At 72.4% G+C, this 15,901-nt stretch carries 11 protein-coding genes; 2 read left to right on the top strand and 9 right to left on the bottom strand.

All coding sequences use genetic code 11. The features are described from left to right. The first annotated feature begins 11 nt into the window (after positions 1–11). Entirely contained in the window at positions 12–3,494 is a 3,483-nt protein-coding gene (locus ACIQ7D_RS21795; RefSeq protein WP_403939921.1) for a BTAD domain-containing putative transcriptional regulator, read from the top strand. A gap of 129 nt (positions 3,495–3,623) precedes the next feature. Here ACIQ7D_RS21795 and ACIQ7D_RS21790 read toward each other — a convergent pair whose 3' ends face one another. The 3 genes from ACIQ7D_RS21790 to ACIQ7D_RS21780 all read right to left on the bottom strand — a co-directional run bounded on the left by ACIQ7D_RS21790 (position 3,624) and on the right by ACIQ7D_RS21780 (position 6,398). After that, on the bottom strand, positions 3,624–4,601 hold the full coding sequence (locus ACIQ7D_RS21790) for an RICIN domain-containing protein (protein WP_403939919.1): 978 nt from the start codon (positions 4,599–4,601) through the stop codon (positions 3,624–3,626). Between the two features lie 15 nt (positions 4,602–4,616). Next, positions 4,617–4,796 carry a hypothetical protein gene (locus ACIQ7D_RS21785; protein WP_403939918.1) on the bottom strand — a complete coding sequence of 60 codons (180 nt, stop codon included), beginning with the start codon at positions 4,794–4,796 and terminating at the stop codon, positions 4,617–4,619. Positions 4,797–5,237: 441 nt separating this feature from the next. After that, the gene (locus tag ACIQ7D_RS21780; RefSeq protein ID WP_403939916.1) at positions 5,238–6,398 is read right to left on the bottom strand and encodes a hypothetical protein; all 1,161 of its coding nucleotides are present in this window, start codon (positions 6,396–6,398) and stop codon (positions 5,238–5,240) included. A 148-nt stretch (positions 6,399–6,546) separates the two neighbouring features. Here ACIQ7D_RS21780 and ACIQ7D_RS21775 point away from each other — a divergent pair, with 148 nt between their 5' ends. Further along, the gene (locus ACIQ7D_RS21775) at positions 6,547–6,936 is read left to right on the top strand and encodes an NTP pyrophosphohydrolase (RefSeq protein ID WP_403940035.1); all 390 of its coding nucleotides are present in this window, start codon (positions 6,547–6,549) and stop codon (positions 6,934–6,936) included. 39 nt (positions 6,937–6,975) lie between these two features. Here the strand turns inward: ACIQ7D_RS21775 and ACIQ7D_RS21770 are convergent, their stop codons facing one another. From ACIQ7D_RS21770 to ACIQ7D_RS21745, 6 genes are all read right to left on the bottom strand, one after another. Further along, entirely contained in the window at positions 6,976–8,475 is a 1,500-nt protein-coding gene (locus tag ACIQ7D_RS21770; RefSeq protein WP_403939914.1) for an amino acid permease, read from the bottom strand. 173 nt (positions 8,476–8,648) lie between these two features. Further along, a complete protein-coding gene (dxs, locus tag ACIQ7D_RS21765) occupies positions 8,649–10,556 on the bottom strand; it encodes a 1-deoxy-D-xylulose-5-phosphate synthase (protein WP_403940034.1) in 1,908 nt (635 codons plus the stop codon). Positions 10,557–10,795: 239 nt separating this feature from the next. Continuing rightward, complete coding sequence (locus tag ACIQ7D_RS21760; RefSeq protein WP_403939913.1) at positions 10,796–12,121, bottom strand: sugar ABC transporter permease; 1,326 nt, start codon at positions 12,119–12,121, stop codon at positions 10,796–10,798. Continuing rightward, complete coding sequence (locus ACIQ7D_RS21755) at positions 12,118–12,906, bottom strand: ATP-binding cassette domain-containing protein (protein WP_403939911.1); 789 nt, start codon at positions 12,904–12,906, stop codon at positions 12,118–12,120. The genes ACIQ7D_RS21760 and ACIQ7D_RS21755 overlap by 4 nt, the downstream gene beginning before the upstream one ends. Before the next feature lie 312 nt (positions 12,907–13,218). Beyond that, on the bottom strand, positions 13,219–14,319 hold the full coding sequence (locus ACIQ7D_RS21750; RefSeq protein ID WP_403940032.1) for a substrate-binding domain-containing protein: 1,101 nt from the start codon (positions 14,317–14,319) through the stop codon (positions 13,219–13,221). A gap of 133 nt (positions 14,320–14,452) precedes the next feature. Beyond that, positions 14,453–15,676 carry an ROK family protein gene (locus tag ACIQ7D_RS21745; RefSeq protein WP_403939907.1) on the bottom strand — a complete coding sequence of 408 codons (1,224 nt, stop codon included), beginning with the start codon at positions 15,674–15,676 and terminating at the stop codon, positions 14,453–14,455. Positions 15,677–15,901: the final 225 nt, after the last annotated feature.

The raw sequence follows: 15,901 nt of genomic DNA, 5'->3' as shown, positions 1-15,901 counted from the left end.
ATGCGGGCGAGTTGATCGACGGACCGTTGATCGGCACCGCCCGGGGGGCTACGTTCACCGCTGTGTGGTGGGCGGTGCTGGGCACGGTGGAGGTGCGGGTCGGTGGCCGGACGGTGGAGTTGGGGGGCGCCAAGCAACGGCGGGTGCTGACGGCGCTGCTGGTCGACGCCGGGAGCGTGGTCCCCGTGTCGCGCCTCGTGGACAGTGTGTGGGGGGACGACCCGCCGCCGTCCGCGGTCCGCACCCTGCGCTCGTACGTCGCTCATCTGCGGCGGGCGCTCGAACCGGACCGGCCGCCGCGCGAGGCCGGGAAGGTGCTGGTCAGTGTGGAGGCCGGGTACCGGCTGCGGGTGCTGCCCGAGCAGTACGACGCGGCGCGCTTCGGCGCGCTGGCGGAGGCCGGCCGGCTGCGGCTGGCCGGTGGCCGGCCGCTCGACGCCCTCGCCGAACTCGACCGGGCGCTGGCGCTCTGGCGCGGTCCGGCCTACGGGGAGTTCGGCGCCGAGCCGTTCGCGGCGCTGGAGGCCGACCGGCTGGAGGAGCTGCGGCTCACCGCGCAGGAATGGCGCTGCGGGGCCCAGTTGGCGGCCGGGCGGCCCGAGTCCGCCGCCGCGGAGCTGCGTTCGCTGGTCGCGGCGGAACCGCTGCGCGAGCGGCGCTGGGAGCTGCTGGCGCTCGCCCTCTACCGGTCCGACCGGCAGGCCGACGCGCTGGCCGCGCTCCGTGACGCCCGCCGGATGCTCGACGAGCACCTCGGTGTGGAGCCGGGCCGGCGGCTGCGCCGACTGGAACAGGCCATTCTCCATCAGGACGCGGACCTGGACCTGACGCCGGGGCTCACCCCCGACGCGGCACCGGAGCGGGCGCCGGTGGCACCGCTCGCGGCTCCCGGGGGGCCCCGGGGCGCCTGGCCGCCCGTACCGGAAGCCGCGGTTGCCGGCCCGGCGCTCGCCGGGCGGCGGGAGGTGCTGGCCGGGGTGGACCGGGCCCTGGCGGCGCTGGCGGACGGCCGCGGCGGGCTGATGACGGTCACCGGGGAGCCGGGCATCGGCAAGACCCGGATCGCCGAGGCCGCTGTCGCGCGGGCCGCCGCGGCCGGGATCACGGCCGCTGTCGGCCGCTGCCCCGACGGGGAGGGCGTGCCCGCCCTGTGGCCCTGGGTGGAGGTGCTGCGCGCCGCCGCGCCCGGCCGGGCCCCGGACGCGGCGGGTCCCGGGGGCGGCGGGCGCTCCGGCGCCCCCGCGATGATGGTCGAGCGGCTGGTCCGGGTGGCGCGGAGGCGGCCCTTCCTGGTGGTCCTGGAGGATCTGCACTGGGCCGATCCCGACTCCGTGAGCGTGCTGCGCGTCCTGGCCACGATGGTTCCGGAACTGCCGCTGCTCGTCCTGGTCACCAGCCGTGAGCGCCCCGAACTCGACGACGCCGCCGCCTCCGTGGTGGCCGGGCTGACCGGTGACTGGGTGACCCGCCACCCGCTGGCCCGGCTCACCGAGGCGGAGGTGGCCCAGATGCTCGCCGAGCACACCGGCCCCGGTACGGATCCGCGCCTGGCGGCGGTCGTCCACCGGCGCTGCGGCGGTGTGCCCTTCCATGTGGCGGAGCTGGCGAAGCTGCTGCCGCGGGCCGGCGCGGCCGCCGGAGCCGGCACGCTGGCGGAGGCGCTGCCCGAGGGGACCAGGGACCTCATCCGGCACCGGCTGCGGCGCCTTCCGGAGGGCTCCGAGGACGCGCTGCGTGTCGCGGCCGTCCTGGGCGAGCGCTTCGGGCTCGACGTGGTCGCGGAGGCGGCCGGTACGGAACCGGACCGGCTCCTGGACATCCTGGAGGCGGCGGTCGCGTGGGGCCTGGTCGTGGAGACCGGGCCCGTAGGCCACTACCGGTTCGGCCACGCCCTGATCCGCGACACGCTCCGCCTCTCGCTCTCCCGGATCCGCCGGGCGCGGCTGCACGCCCGGGTGGCCGGCGCCCTGGAGCGCCGGGTGGCCCGGTCCACCGGCGGCGGTGCCGAACTGCTCGACGCGGTCGCGTTCCACTGGCTCGCAGCGGCGCCGGTCGGCCACGCCGGGCGGGCCCTCGCCGCCGTCACGGCCGCCGCGGAGCGGGCCGAGCGCGTCTACGCCCACCGGCACGCGGCCCGGCTCGTCGAGGCCGCGATCGGTGTCGTCGACACGTACGCCGCCCCCACCACCCCCGAGGAGACCCGGCGCCTCTTCGAACTGGTGCTGCGCTGGGGGCGGTTGTGCTGTCGCGGCGCCCTGCGCACGGAATCGGCCCGGGCCCTGGACCGCGCCATCGGCCTCGCCCGGGAGCTGGCCGACCCGGAGGCCCTGGCACGGGCGGCGACGGTCCACACCATCGAGACCTTCACCCCGATACGGGAGTACGGCAGTTCGCACGACACCGTACTGACGGCGCTGCGCGACGCCGTACGTCTGCTGCCCGGAGAGGACACGCCGCTGCGCTGTCTGGCCCTCGCGGCGCTCGCGGCCGAACGGTACTTCGCCGGGACCGGGGAGACGGACGGCGCACCGGGCTCCCCCGGCGCCGACGGGCTCGTGGCGAAGGCGCGGCTCTCGGCGGAGGCGGTGGAGATGGCCCGCAGGCTCGGCGACGACTCCCTGCTGCTCCGCGCGCTGCACCTGCGCCACCAGGCGGTACGCCACCCGGACACCCTCGCCGAGCGACAGCGCCTGGTCGAGGAGCAACTGGGCCTGGCCGGGCGCCCCGGTGTGAGCCCCGACTGGATGCCCATGCTGCTGCTGCGCCGGGCCCTGACCCGGCTGGAAGCGGGCGACATGCCCGGCGCGCAGCGCGACATCGACGACTGCGCCGCCGCCAACGAGCGGGTCAGACTGCCCGAGATCGACGCCCATCTGCGCTGGTGGGCGGCGCTGCGGCACGGCCTGGCCGGGGACCTGCCGGCGGCGGAGCGGCTGGCGGGGCAGGCGTACCGGCATCACCAGCAGGCCGCGTGGGGCGCCGAGCCCGCGCTGTTCGCGCACCGGGTCTCCTGGCTGCTGGACGGGGACCGGTACGACGAGATGGAGGCGCTCGTCCTCGCCGCCCACCGGCCGGGCACCCCGATCACCCCGGAGCACCTCGGGCTGGTCCTGGCGCTCCAGGGCCGTCTGGCCGAGGCCGGGACCTACTGTCCGCCCGCCGAGGCGCTGCCCGAGCCGCCGCACGACTGGCTCTGGCTCCTCCAGATGGTCCTGCGCGCCTACACCTGGGCGCTCTGCGGTGATGTGCGCTCCTGCCGCTGGGCACTGGACCGGCTGCTCCCGTACGCGGGACGCGCCGTCACCACCGGTTCCGCGATGCTCTGCTGGGGCTCCATCGACCACTTCCTCGCCGAGGTCGCCGAGGTCGCGGGCGAGCGTACGGCGGCGGCCACGCTGATGCGCGGGGCGGTCCGGCACAACGGTGAACTCGGCTGTGTGCGCTGGGCGCAGCGCTCGCGGCGCCGGCTGGCCGAGCTGACCGCCGCGCCCTGAACCGCTGTTGACGCCTTCGGACCCCGGCCGTGGACGCGCGGAGGGCCGGCGGCCGGTGCACGCGCACCGGCCGCGGGCCCTCCTCCCCCTTTTCCCCATTCCCCCGTTCCCCCGTTTTCCCCTCGCCCGTCAGTTCCAGGGATTGGCGTTCTGGTCGTTGATCGCCGTCCAGAAGCGCACTCCGGTCGGCAGGGTTCCGGCGGCCCAGAGCGACCAGCCTCCCCCGTCGTGGAACTCGGCCATCCGCCAGCCGTCGCCGAAGTACGCCTGGCAGACGGTGTCGGCCACGGTGCGGCTGATCAGGTCGGCGCCGCGTACCGCGGGCGTGGCCCTGACCTCGCCCTTGGCCCAACTGTGCGCCCCCGTGGTCGGGATGCCCGCCGGTGCGGCCCGGCCGTCCATGCGGAGGCAGAGCACCGGGAGCGAGGCGGCGGCCGGGGTGTCACCGGTGTACGGGTCGGAGCGGTCCTCGTCCCGGCCCACCTGCACCACGCCGTCGGAGCGCTGGTTGAGCACCGTCCAGGTCATGCCCGCGTGCGAGGCCGTGCCCTGGTACGTCTCCGCGAGACCGCCCGCCGCGGCGGCGGTGATGTTCCACTGCTGGTACGCGCCGTCGTTGCAGGTGCTGTTCGGGTAGATCTTCCAGCCGCTGAAGTTGGTCAGGGTGGTGTCCGCGCAGACCCCCGTCGCGACGTTCTTCAGCCGGACACCGACCTCGCCGCCCGCCGGGGGAGCCGCCTGGAAGCGGGTGACGATCCACTGCTGGTGCGGGCCGCCGTTGCAGAGCAGGACGTAGATGCGCGAACCGTTGTTGTCCAGGCACTCGCCCGGTGCGGCGAAGGCGCTGAGCTTGACGTACTTGTGGGTGGCGGGCATGCCGGGGACGGGCGAGAAGACCCACTCCAGGTCCTGGAGGAAGCCCGTACAGCGGGAGGCCACCGTGTTGGCCTCGCCCTGCCCCTGGAGACAGCCGTTGCTGTAGCCGTTGGTCAGCCGTGTCACGGAGGTGTCCGCCGCGGCGGGTCCCGGTGAGGTCAGAAGGACCAGCCCGAGCGCCGCGAACAGCGCCGGGAGCAGTCTCAGGTGGTGCGGGAACCGTGGTCTCACAGCAGTCCTCCCCTGTCAGCCGAAGAGCGCGTTGAATGAGACGAGCGGGGTGTTCCACGGCTGGGACGTCGCGGCGTTGCCGCAGGCGCTCGCGACGATCGCCCAGTTGTCGGCGGCGTCCGTGTCCATGCACGTGCCGCCGACGATGCTCTCCATCCGTACGCCCGCCATTCCCGCGGGCGGGGTGCCGGGCACAGCGCGCTCCGCCGGTTGGTGAACTTCACCGCCGGGGGGTCGGCGGCGGCCGACGCGTGGGGCGCCGTGACGACGCCCCCGGGGACGGCGGCGGCGATGACGCCGGCCCGCTTGAGCGGAGACAGCAAGAGGAGCCTCCTCCATGAGTGGCTGGTGGTCCGTACGCGGTCCACAGTGACGAGCGGAGGTTGTGGTCCGGTGGGAACCCGATGGGGGTGCGGTGGGAAACGGATGGGAGCGCGGCGGGAGAGCGGCAGGGATGGAGCATGTCGAGGCCGCGGGGCGGACGGACGCGCTCCGGGAACTGCGGGCCCCGCACCCGCGGTTCGACCGTCTCGAAGAACTCGTCGCCCGGGATCGGGGGCCGCGCCCCGGACCGCCGGCCGACCGGGAACGGCGCAGGGCGAGCGGAGTACGGCGTACAGCGAGCGGAGTGCGGCGTCAGAACCGGCGCCATGCCTCCAGCGCCAGGCCCGTCTCGTCCTTCTGCCGGGTGACGCGCAGCGCCCCGTCGAGTCCGAGGCAGGCCAGGACCACGCGTCCCGTGCCGTCCAGGGCGAGCGCCGGGGCGCCCGCGCAGGGTTCGCCGGTGGGGGTCCAGTGCAGGCCCGCGTCCTCGTCCTCGGTGGGGTACGCGGCGACCTGGAGGCGGCCGTCGGGGCCGCGTCCGGCCAGGATCGTGCAGTCGTACCCGTCGACGGGGGTACGGAGCGGGGCGAGCGGTCCGGTGCCGGGGCCGCCGAGGGAGGCGGGTTCGCCGCCCGGACGCCAGGCGCGGACGGTGGAGTCGTCCGCGTCGCGCCAGAAGCGGGTGAGCCCGCCGGTGCCGGTGCGCTCCGCGGTGACCGTGCCGTGGGCGATGTCCGCCACCGGTTCCTCCTCGGCGCGCTCCAGTTTCGCGTCGGGCCTGCCGCGCAGCCAGCGCACCGTGCCGCCGCCCGCCGGGACGAGGATGTCGATGGCCCCGCGGTCGGTGACAGCTGCGGAGGTCTCGCCCGTCAGGGTGGTGTCCGTGGCGTTGGCCCCGCCCCAGGGCTGCCAGCGGCCGGTGGGCGACTGGTGCTTGGCGGAGAGGCCGCCGTTGGCGTTGCGTACGAACAGGTGCATCGAGCCGGTGGTGTCCAGGACGGCGGACGGCATACCGATCCGGGCGCCCTTCGCGCGGTCCTTGCCGTGCGGGTTGCCCACCGACTGCCACTCCCGCAGCGGGCGGCCCGTCTGGAACTGGACGGCGTGGACGAGATCGCGCTCGACGGCCCCTCCGGCGCCCGGCCGGTCCCGTACCCCCAGCAGATGGACGAAGCCCTCGGCGCTCCGCGCCACCGACACGTACGGCAGGAGCCCGGCGAGCGGCAGCGGCTCGGGGCCGTCCCAGTCGGGGCCGCCGGCCCGGGTCTCGGTCCAGCGGAGGACTCCGCCCGGGGTGGCCGCGTACGCCGTCAGCCGGCCGTCCTTGCCGCGCAGCAGCCAGCCGGTGACAGGGGGAAGGGAGCCGTCCGCGGCGGGGGTACGGTGCGGATCCGTGACCGGCGGGGTGGCCGGCGCTCTGTCTCCCCCGCCGTCCTCCGACCGATTCGACGTCCGTCCGGACCTCGGTGCCATGGCCTGCCGCCACCTTCCCGAGCGCGAGAAAACCCAGACAACGATAGTACGCGCGGGTATGCGGCGGGCGCCGGTAGCCTCCCCCGCCCGGGGCCGCCCGGCTCGGCGGGCGGACGCGGCCCGGCGGCTGTGGCACGCTGCGAAGGTGATGGACAAGCTGATCGTCGACGCGGCGAATGTGGTCGGTTCCGTCCCCGACGGATGGTGGCGGGACCGGCGCGGGGCCACGGAGCGGCTGCGCGACTCCCTCGTGCCGTTCGCGGCGGACGGGGTGGCCGGGCAGCCGGGACCCGTGGAGGTCGTGCTCGTCGTGGAGGGCGCGGCCCGGGGCGTGGAGTCGGTGCCGGGGGTACGGGTCGAACCGGCGGCCGGCAGCGGCGACGACCGGATCGTGGAGCTGGCCGCCGCGGCGGAGCGGGACGGGGTGGGCTGTGTCGTGGTCACGGCCGACCGGGAGCTGCGGCTGCGGGTGGCGGCGTACGGGGCGCGGTGCGCGGGGCCGAGGACCGTACGGGAACTCCCGGACGAGCCCGCGTAGCGCGGGCCCGCCCGGGGTGTGTCCTGGCCCGGCAGTGTCTCAGCGGGGCGTGTTGATACGGCTGTGCGCGCGTCCGTACACGAAGTACACGACGCAGCCGATGACCATCCAGATGCCGAAGCGCAGCCAGGTCTCCGCGGGCAGGTTGAGCATCAGCCACAGGGAGGCCAGTACGGACGCGATCGGCACCCAGGGCACCAGCGGGGTGCGGAAGGCACGCGGCAGGTCCGGGCGTTTGCGGCGCAGGATGATGACGCCGAGCGCGACCACGATGAAGGCGAACAGGGTGCCGATGTTGACGAGTTCGGCCAGCTCCTCGATGGAGGTGAAGCCCGCGACGATCGCGACGAGCACCCCGAGGAGGATGGTGGAGCGGTAGGGCGTGCCGAACTTCGGGTGGACGTGGGAGAAGGTCCTCGGGAGCAGCCCGTCGCGGCTCATCGCGAAGAAGACCCGGGTCTGGCCGAGCAGCAGGATCATGCAGACCGAGGTGAGTCCGACGGCCGCGCCGAAGCTGATCAGGCCGGCCCAGAAGGGGTGGCCGACGGCCTTGAAGGCGTCGGCGAGCGGGGCGTCCACGGAGAGTTCGCTGTAGTGCTGCATGCCGGTGACGACGATCGACACGGCGACGTAGAGCACGGTGCAGATGAAGAGCGAGCCGAGGATGCCGCGCGGTACGTCGCGCTGCGGGTTGCGGGTCTCCTCGGCGGCGGTCGCGACGATGTCGAAGCCGATGAAGGCGAAGAAGACGACGGCCGCGGCGGTGAAGATCCCCATGACGCCGAAGCTGGTGGGGGTGTAGCCGGCCATGAGCTGGATGATCGGTGCGGTCAGCCCGCCGCCGCCCTTGCTCTCCTCGGCCGGCGGGATGAACGGCTTGTAGTTGGAGCCGGTGATGAAGAAGGCACCGACGATGATCACGAGCAGCACGACGGTGACCTTGACGGCGACGATGATGCCGGTGATGCGCGAGGAGAGTTTCACCCCGGCGACGAGGATCGCGGTCAGGACGAGGACGAGCAGGAAGGCCAGGAGGTCGAAGCCGAATGTCCCGTTCTGGGTGCCGGACAGGTAGTCGGGCAGGCTCGCCCCGGCGTTGCCGAGCAGCGAGCGTACGTATCCGGACCAGCCGACGGCGACCACCGCGCAGCCGAGCGCGAGTTCCAGGACAAGGTCCCAGCCGATGATCCAGGCGGGCAGTTCGCCGAGGGAGGCGTACGAGAAGGTGTACGCGGATCCGGCGACCGGCACGGTCGAGGCGAACTCGGCGTAGCAGAGGGCGGCCAGGCCGCAGACGATGCCCGCGACGACGAAGCCGAGCGCGGTCGCGGGTCCCGCCGTCTGTTTGGCGACGACGCCGGTCAGCACGAAGATGCCGGTGCCGATGATCACTCCGACGCCGAAGACCGTCAGGTCGAGGGCGGAGAGGGTCTTCTTGAGCGCGTACTCGGGCTCTTCGGTGTCACGGATCGACTGCTCTACGTTCTTTGTACGGAAAAGACCGCTTTGGACCGGTCCCGGGTCCTGTTGCGTACTCACCGGCGTACCTCCGTGTGCGCGTTCATCCGGCAATAATCGAGAGGTTGCGGGCCCCGAATACCCCGTATCGCCGTAATTCACACGGATGGGCCGTTCGGACCGCCCGGGAAGGGTGGTCCGAACGGCCCATTCACGCCATCCGGCGCGGGTGGAGCTGGACGCCGGTGAGGGGGTCAGTCGCGGGCGACCTCGGCGGAGGCGTCGACCAGCCGGCCGTCGAGCTTGGCGACCAGGCCGGTGACCTGGCGGGCGATGTCCGGCGCGGTCAGCCCGATCTCGGCCAGGACCTCCTTGCGGGAGGCGTGGTCGAGGAAGCGCGGCGGAATGCCGAAGTCCCGCAGCGGTACGTCGACCCCGGCGTCCCGCAGCGCCTGTGCGACGGCCGAGCCGACGCCGCCGACGCGGCCGTTGTCCTCGACGGTGACGACGACGCGGTGCTGCTCGGCGAGCGGGGCGAGCGCCTCGTCCACCGGCTTGACCCAGCGCGGGTCGACGACCGTCGTCGTGATGCCCTGCTTGTCGAGGAGCCCGGCGATCTCCAGGCACATCGGGGCGAGCGCGCCGACGGAGACGAGCAGCACATCGGCCACGCCCTCCTCGGGCCTGCGCAGCACGTCCATGCCGCCGATCCGGCCGAGGGCGGCGACGGCCGGGCCGACGGCGCCCTTGGAGTAGCGGACCACGGTCGGGGCATCCTCGACCGCGACGGCCTCGCGGAGCTGGGCGCGTACCTGGTCGGCGTCGCGCGGCGCGGCGATCCGCAGCCCGGGCACGCACTGGAGCATCGACATGTCCCACATACCGTTGTGCGAGGCGCCGTCGGTGCCGGTGACCCCGGCCCGGTCCAGGACAAACGTCACGCCGCAGCGGTGCAGGGCGACATCCATCAGGACCTGGTCGAAGGCGCGGTTGAGGAAGGTCGCGTAGAGGGCGAAGACCGGGTGCACGCCGCCGGTGGCGAGGCCCGCCGCGGAGACCGCGCCGTGCTGCTCGGCGATACCGACGTCGTAGACGCGCTCGGGGAACGCCTTCGCGAACTTCTCCAGGCCGACGGGCTGGAGCATGGCCGCGGTGATCGCGACGATGTCCTCCCGCTCGTGGCCGAGCTTGACCATCTCCTCGCCGAAGACCGAGGTCCAGTCCATGCCGGCGGCGGCGATGGGCAGGCCGGTGTCGGGGTGGATGGGGCCGATACCGTGGAAGTGGTCGGCCTCGTCCTGCTCGGCCGGCTCGTAGCCGCGGCCCTTCTCCGTGATGCAGTGCACGATGACCGGGCCGCCGAAGCGCTTGGCGCGCAGCAGCGCGGACTCCAGGGCCTCGATGTCATGGCCGTCGATGGGGCCGACGTACTTGAGGCCAAGGTCCTCGAACATGCCCTGCGGGGCGATGAAGTCCTTGAGGCCCTTCTTGGCGCCGTGCAGCGTGTCGTACAGGGGGCGGCCGACGACCGGGGTGCGCTCCAGGAGGTCCTTGCCGCGGGCCAGGAAGCGCTCGTACCCGTCGGTGGTGCGCAGGGTCGCCAGGTGGTTCGCGAGGCCGCCGATGGTCGGCGCGTACGACCGCTCGTTGTCGTTGACGACGATGACGAGGGGGCGGTCCTTGGCGGCGGCGATGTTGTTCAGCGCCTCCCAGGCCATACCGCCGGTGAGGGCGCCGTCCCCGATCACCGCGACGACATGGTCGTCCTTGCGCAGCACCTCGTTGGCCTTGGCGAGGCCGTCGGCCCAGCCCAGGACGGTGGAGGCGTGGGAGTTCTCGATGATGTCGTGGTCGGACTCGGCGCGGGAGGGGTAGCCGGAGAGGCCGTCCTTGCTCCGCAGCTTCGAGAAGTCCTGACGCCCGGTGAGCAGCTTGTGCACATAGGACTGGTGGCCCGTGTCGAAGAGGACCTTGTCCTTCGGGGAGTCGTACACGCGGTGCAGGGCGATGGTCAGCTCGACGACTCCGAGGTTGGGGCCGAGGTGACCACCGGTCTTGGCGACCGCGTCCACGAGGAACGAGCGGATCTCGCCGGCCAGCTCCTGGAGCTGCTCCGGGCCCAGCCGGTCCAGATCGCGCGGTCCCCTGATGCGGGTCAGCATCGTCACCCGTGCCTCCTTGCGCTTCCGTGTATGAGCCGTCAAGCCCTGCCGATCCGCCGAGTCTAATGTTCCGCTCGGACGGGCGGACGCGGGGCAGTGCATTGCGCGTCACTCGTTCGGACGTACGCGGGTCCTACCCGCCCGCCGTACCGGCACGCACACGACACGCCGGGACGACGCGGCCCGGCCCCCGGAGGTCGACCGGGGGCCGGGCCGCGTCGTGCGGAGGCGCCGCCGGGTCAGGCGCGGCCCGCGGTCTTCTGGGTCCTGCGGGTGACGGCGTCGATGACGACGGTCGCCAGCAGCACCGCACCGGTGATCATGAACTGGATCGCCGAGGCGATGCCCTGGAGGGCCAGACCGTACTGGATGGAGACGATCACCAGCACACCGAGCAGCGCGTTCCAGGTGCGGCCGCGACCGCCGAAGAGGCTGGTGCCGCCGATGACGGCCGCCGCGATCGCGTTCATCAGCAGGTCACCGCTGCCCGCGCCCTGGTTAGCCGAGGCGATCTTGGAGGCGATGAAGAGGCCGCCGACCGCCGCGAACGTACCGGCGATCGAGAAGACCGAGATCCGGATCAGGGTGACGTTGATGCCCGCGCGGCGGGACGCCTCGACGCTGCCGCCGAGGGCGAAGACCTTCCGGCCGTAGGAGGTACGGCGCAGCACGAAGTCGGTGACGACGAGCACCACGAGGAAGATCACCACCGCCAGGGGCAGGCCCTTGTACTGGTTGTAGAGGATCGCCACGCCGAAGGAGAGGACGGCGAGCAGTCCGGTGCGCAGCAGGATCTCGCTGAGCGGACGGGACGGGACCCCGGCCGCCTCGCGCCGGCGGTTGTCGAGGAACGCCGTGAGGAAGTATCCGGCGACCGCGACGACGGCGAGGCCGTAGGCCGCGGCGACATCGGTGAAGTAGTAGCTGGTGAGCTGGGCGACCACGCCCTCGGAGTCGAGGTTGATCGTGCCGTTGCTGCCGAGGATCTGGAGCATGAAGCCGGACCAGAAGAGCAGCCCGGCCAGGGTGACGGCGAACGCGGGGGCGCCGATGCGGGCGAAGAAGAAGCCGTGGATCGCGCCGATGACCGCGCCGCTGAGGATGGCGACGAGCAGGGCCAGCCATTCGTTCATGCCGTGGGTGACACTCAGCACGGCGACGATGGCGCCGGAGACGCCGCTGACCGACCCGACCGAGAGGTCGATCTCGCCGAGCAGCAGGACGAAGACGATCCCGACGGAGATCATTCCGGTGCCGACCATGGCGACGGAGATGTCGGAGAGGTTGCCCGCGGTGAGGAAGTTCGAGTTGAGGCTCTGGAAGATGGCCCAGATGACGACGAGGCCGATGACGACCGGTATGGAGCCCAGGTCGCCGGCGCGTATCTTCCGCTTGAACTCGGTGAGGTAGCCGGCGAAGCCCTGCTCGCGTACGAGGAGCCGCGGGTCGACCGCGGTGACCGCGCCGTCCGCGGCGGGCGGGGCGTCCACCGGGGCGGTGCCCGGGGCGGGTGCCTGCGCGTCGGTGCTCTTGGCGAGCGACGGGGAGGCCTTGTCCGTACTCACTTCTGAACCTCCACGTTGCGCGAAGCGCGGCGGGTCACGGCATTGTCCGTGGCGCCGGTGATGGCGGCGATGATCTCTTCCTGCGAGGTGCTCGCGACATCGAAGACACCGTTGTTGCTGCCGAGCCTGAGTACGGCGACGCGGTCGGCGACGGCCTTGACGTCCGCCATGTTGTGGCTGATCAGGAGGACGGCGAGGCCGCGCTCCCGGAGCCGCTCGACGAGGTCGAGGACCTGGGCGGTCTGTTCGACGCCGAGGGCCGCGGTCGGCTCGTCGAGGATGACGAGCTTGGGCTCGCCGAGCATGGAGCGGGCGATGGCCACGGTCTGGCGCTGGCCGCCGGAGAGCGAGGCGATCGGGATACGGACACTGGGTATCCGGATCGACAGCGTGGTCAGCAGCTCACGCGAGCGGCGCTCCATCTCGACCTCGTCGAGGACGCCCCAACTGCGCAGCTCACGGCCGAGGTAGAGGTTTCCGACGACATCGATGTTGTCGCAGAGCGCGAGGTCCTGGTAGACGGTCGCGATGCCCAGGTTCTGGGCGTCGTGCGGGCGGCCGATCGAGACGGGCCTGCCCTCCCACTCGATGACGCCGTCGTCGATGGGGTGGACGCCGGCGATGGTCTTCACCAGCGTGGATTTCCCGGCGCCGTTGTCGCCCACGAGGGCGACCACCTCACCGGAGTGGACCTCAAGCTCTACGTCGGTGAGCGCCTGGACGGCACCGAACCGCTTGGAGACCCCTCGCAACGCCAGCACGGGCGTAGCGGTCACATGAACCATCTCCTTCGCCGCCTGACCGGCGGGGATGCCGCGCCGGGGGAGGGCGCGGAGGTCGAGCACAGAGAACGGGGGGAGCCGGCCGCGCGGAGCGTACGGGCGCGGAGCGCGGCGGGTGGAACGACCCGCGACGGCGGCCGGGGACGACGGCCGTCGCGGGTCCGTCCGGCGTCCCGCCCTTGCTGCGGGGCGTGGACGGGCGGGACACCGGACAGGTGTACGGACCGGGCCTTCTCAGGCCGGCCGGCGCTCGGTCCGGCCGGCCGTCGAACCGGCCGGACTCAGGTCCGGCCGGCCCGCTCGGCGCCGGTCGGCCTACTTGACGCCGATCGCGTCGCAGCCGGCCTTGTACTTGGTGGTGCAGATCTCGGCGGCCGTGTAGATGCCTTCCTTGATCACGGTGTCGTTGATGTTGTCCTTGGTCAGCGAGACGACCGGGACGAGCACCGTCGGGACGCCCTTGGTGGTGGGGCTGTCCACGGTGGTCTTGGCGATGGAGTCGAGCTTCTCGCCCTTGGCGAGCGCGACGGCCATCTCGGCCGCGATCGCGGCTTCCTGCGGGTAGGACTTGTAGACGCTCATGAACTGCTCACCGGAGACGATGCGCTGCACACCCGCGAGTTCGGCGTCCTGCCCGGTGACCGGCGGGAGCTTGCTGAAACCGCCGCTCTTGAGGGCCGTGATGATGCCGCCCGCCATGCTGTCGTTGGCGGAGTAGACACCGATGATCTTGTCCTTGCCCAGCGCGGAGATGGCGCCTTCCATGTTGGCGTTGGCGTTCTCCGGCTTCCACTCCTTGGTGTCGTACGACTTGCCGATGTTCACCTTGCCGTCGAGGACGGAGAGCGCGCCCTTCTTGAACAGGGCGGCGTTCGGGTCGGTGCTGGCGCCGTTCATCATGACGATGTCGCCCGACTTCGCCTTGTCCCCCAGCTCGTCCAGGAGCGCCTTGCCCTGGACCCTGCCGACCTCTTCGTTGTCGAAGGAGGTGTACGCGTCGATCGGGCCCTCGGCGAGCCGGTCGTAGGCCACGACCGGTATGCCGGCCTCCTTGGCCCTCTTGACCCCGCTGGCGATGGCCTTCGAGTCGACGGCGTCGACGACCAGCACGCTCACCTTGTTGGTGATCATGGTGTCGACCTGCTGGCTCTGCGTCGTGGCGTCCTGCTTGGCGTTGGCGTAGACGACCTTGCCGGTGCCGTCGGTCAGCTCGCTGACCTTCTTCTCGATCAGCGGCTTGTCGAACTTCTCGTACCGGGCCGTCTGATTCTCCGGCAGGAGCAGCCCGACGGTGATCGGGCCCTTCTTCTCCGCCGTGGACGCTTCGGCCTTGTCTCCGGACTCCTTCGCGCTGCCGCAGGCGGCGAGGGAGACGGCCATCGCGGTCGCGACGGTGGCCACGGCGGCGCGACGCATCTTTGCGTTCACTTCAAAAACCTCCCTGACGAGGCCGCGTCGTTGCGGCCGAGGTGGCTGGAAGTCAACTCTCGTCCGATGTCGGCGTCAAGGAGTAAATCCTTAACGAGATGACAACGGTGCCATCCGTTATCTAAGTGAAGGCAGGAGCCGAGACGGATGAGGCTGCGGGCGTGGCGGCCGGAAGAGCGCTCTCCAGCAGGGTCGAATCGCCCATCTCGCTCAGTACGAGCGCCAGCGCCCCCAGCACCTCGGCCCGGCCGCCCAGCGCTCCGGGGAGCACCGAGAGCTGCCGTGCGGCGCTCGGGATGGCGTACCGCGAGACGGACTCCCGTATCGGCGCGAGCACCAGTTCGCCCGCCTCTGCCAGGTCCCCGCCGAGCACCACACGGCTGGGGTTGAGGAGGTTGCAGAGGTTGGCGACGCCGCTGCCGACATGGCGGCCGACGTCCGCGATCACCCGGCGGCAGCCGGGGTCGCCCTCGCGGGCGAGCTGGACGACGCGCTCCATGGTCAGGTCGACGCCGTGGCTGGACCGGAGCAGGGGCAGTACGTAGCGGGTCGCCGCGAAGGTCTCCAGGCAGCCCCGGTTGCCGCAGCGGCAGACGGGGCCCGACTCGTCCAGCGTGATGTGCCCGATCTCGCCCGCCGTGCCGCCGGGGCCGCGGTAGATCTGGCCCTCGATGACCAGGCCCGCGCCGACACCGCTGCCGACCTTGATGTACGCGAGGTCGCTGACCCCGCGCCCGCTCCCCCAGACCAGCTCGCCGAGGGCGCCGAGATTGGCGTCGTTGTCGACGTACACCGGTACGCCCAGGCGCCCGGCCAGCTCGTCGCCGGGGTTGATGCCGCTCCAGCCCGGCAGGATCGAGGTGGAGCCCAGCGTGCCCGATTCGACGTCGATGGGGCCCGGAACGCCGAGCCCCACCCCGATCACCTTCTGACGGCTGACACCGGTGGCCACGATCAGCCGCTCGACCAGCTCCTCGGCGCGGCCGAAGCCGTGCGCGGAGGAAGCGTCCACGTCGAGGGGTTCCGACTCCTCGGCGAGCACCTGGTGGGCGAGGTTGCCGACCGCCACCCGCAGATGCGTATGGCCGAAGTCCACCCCGACGACGACCCCCGCGTCCCCGCTCAGGGAGACGCTGCGGGCCCGGCGACCCCCGGCCGAGGTGGGGGTGACCTGGACCGTTCCGCCGTCCTTCAGCTCACGGACGATGTTGGAGACCGTGGCCGCCGACAGTCCCGTGCTCCGTGCGATCTCCGCCTGGGTGAGCGAACCGGCCATGCGCACCGCGCGTACGACCCGTTCGAGGTTGGCCCGGTGCAGAGACGACTGCGACCCTGGAGTCTGCACGACTCATCCACTCCTGCCCTGGGCGGACGGCACGACGACCGCCGCCGGCCGGGGTCGCGCCCATGAGACCCCGACGTATCTCCAACTTGTGAACCCTAAGCTCAGCTTTCGGGCCCGCCCCCGTCAAGACCTTGAGCAAGGTGAACGCGCCGAACCGCCCGTCGGAGAGCCTGGACGGGCGGTTGGACCGTACCTTCGGTGCCCGTACGGGCAGGGTGGCCCCGT

This window comes from Streptomyces sp. NPDC096310 (genome assembly GCF_044763125.1).
In the GTDB taxonomy this organism is placed as follows: Bacteria; Actinomycetota; Actinomycetes; order Streptomycetales; family Streptomycetaceae; genus Streptomyces.
This window is presented reverse-complemented; position numbering and strand designations above follow the sequence as displayed.

What these genes read in the sequence shown, in the direction of transcription:
- ACIQ7D_RS21780 (WP_403939916.1), bottom strand. Translation starts at nt 6,398, where the DNA reads ATGGCACCGAGGTCCGGACGGACGTCGAATCGGTCGGAGGACGGCGGG.
- ACIQ7D_RS21775 (WP_403940035.1), top strand. Translation starts at nt 6,547, where the DNA reads ATGGACAAGCTGATCGTCGACGCGGCGAATGTGGTCGGTTCCGTCCCC.
- dxs (WP_403940034.1), bottom strand. Translation starts at nt 10,556, where the DNA reads ATGCTGACCCGCATCAGGGGACCGCGCGATCTGGACCGGCTGGGCCCG.
- ACIQ7D_RS21755 (WP_403939911.1), bottom strand. Translation starts at nt 12,906, where the DNA reads ATGGTTCATGTGACCGCTACGCCCGTGCTGGCGTTGCGAGGGGTCTCC.
- ACIQ7D_RS21750 (WP_403940032.1), bottom strand. Translation starts at nt 14,319, where the DNA reads ATGCGTCGCGCCGCCGTGGCCACCGTCGCGACCGCGATGGCCGTCTCC.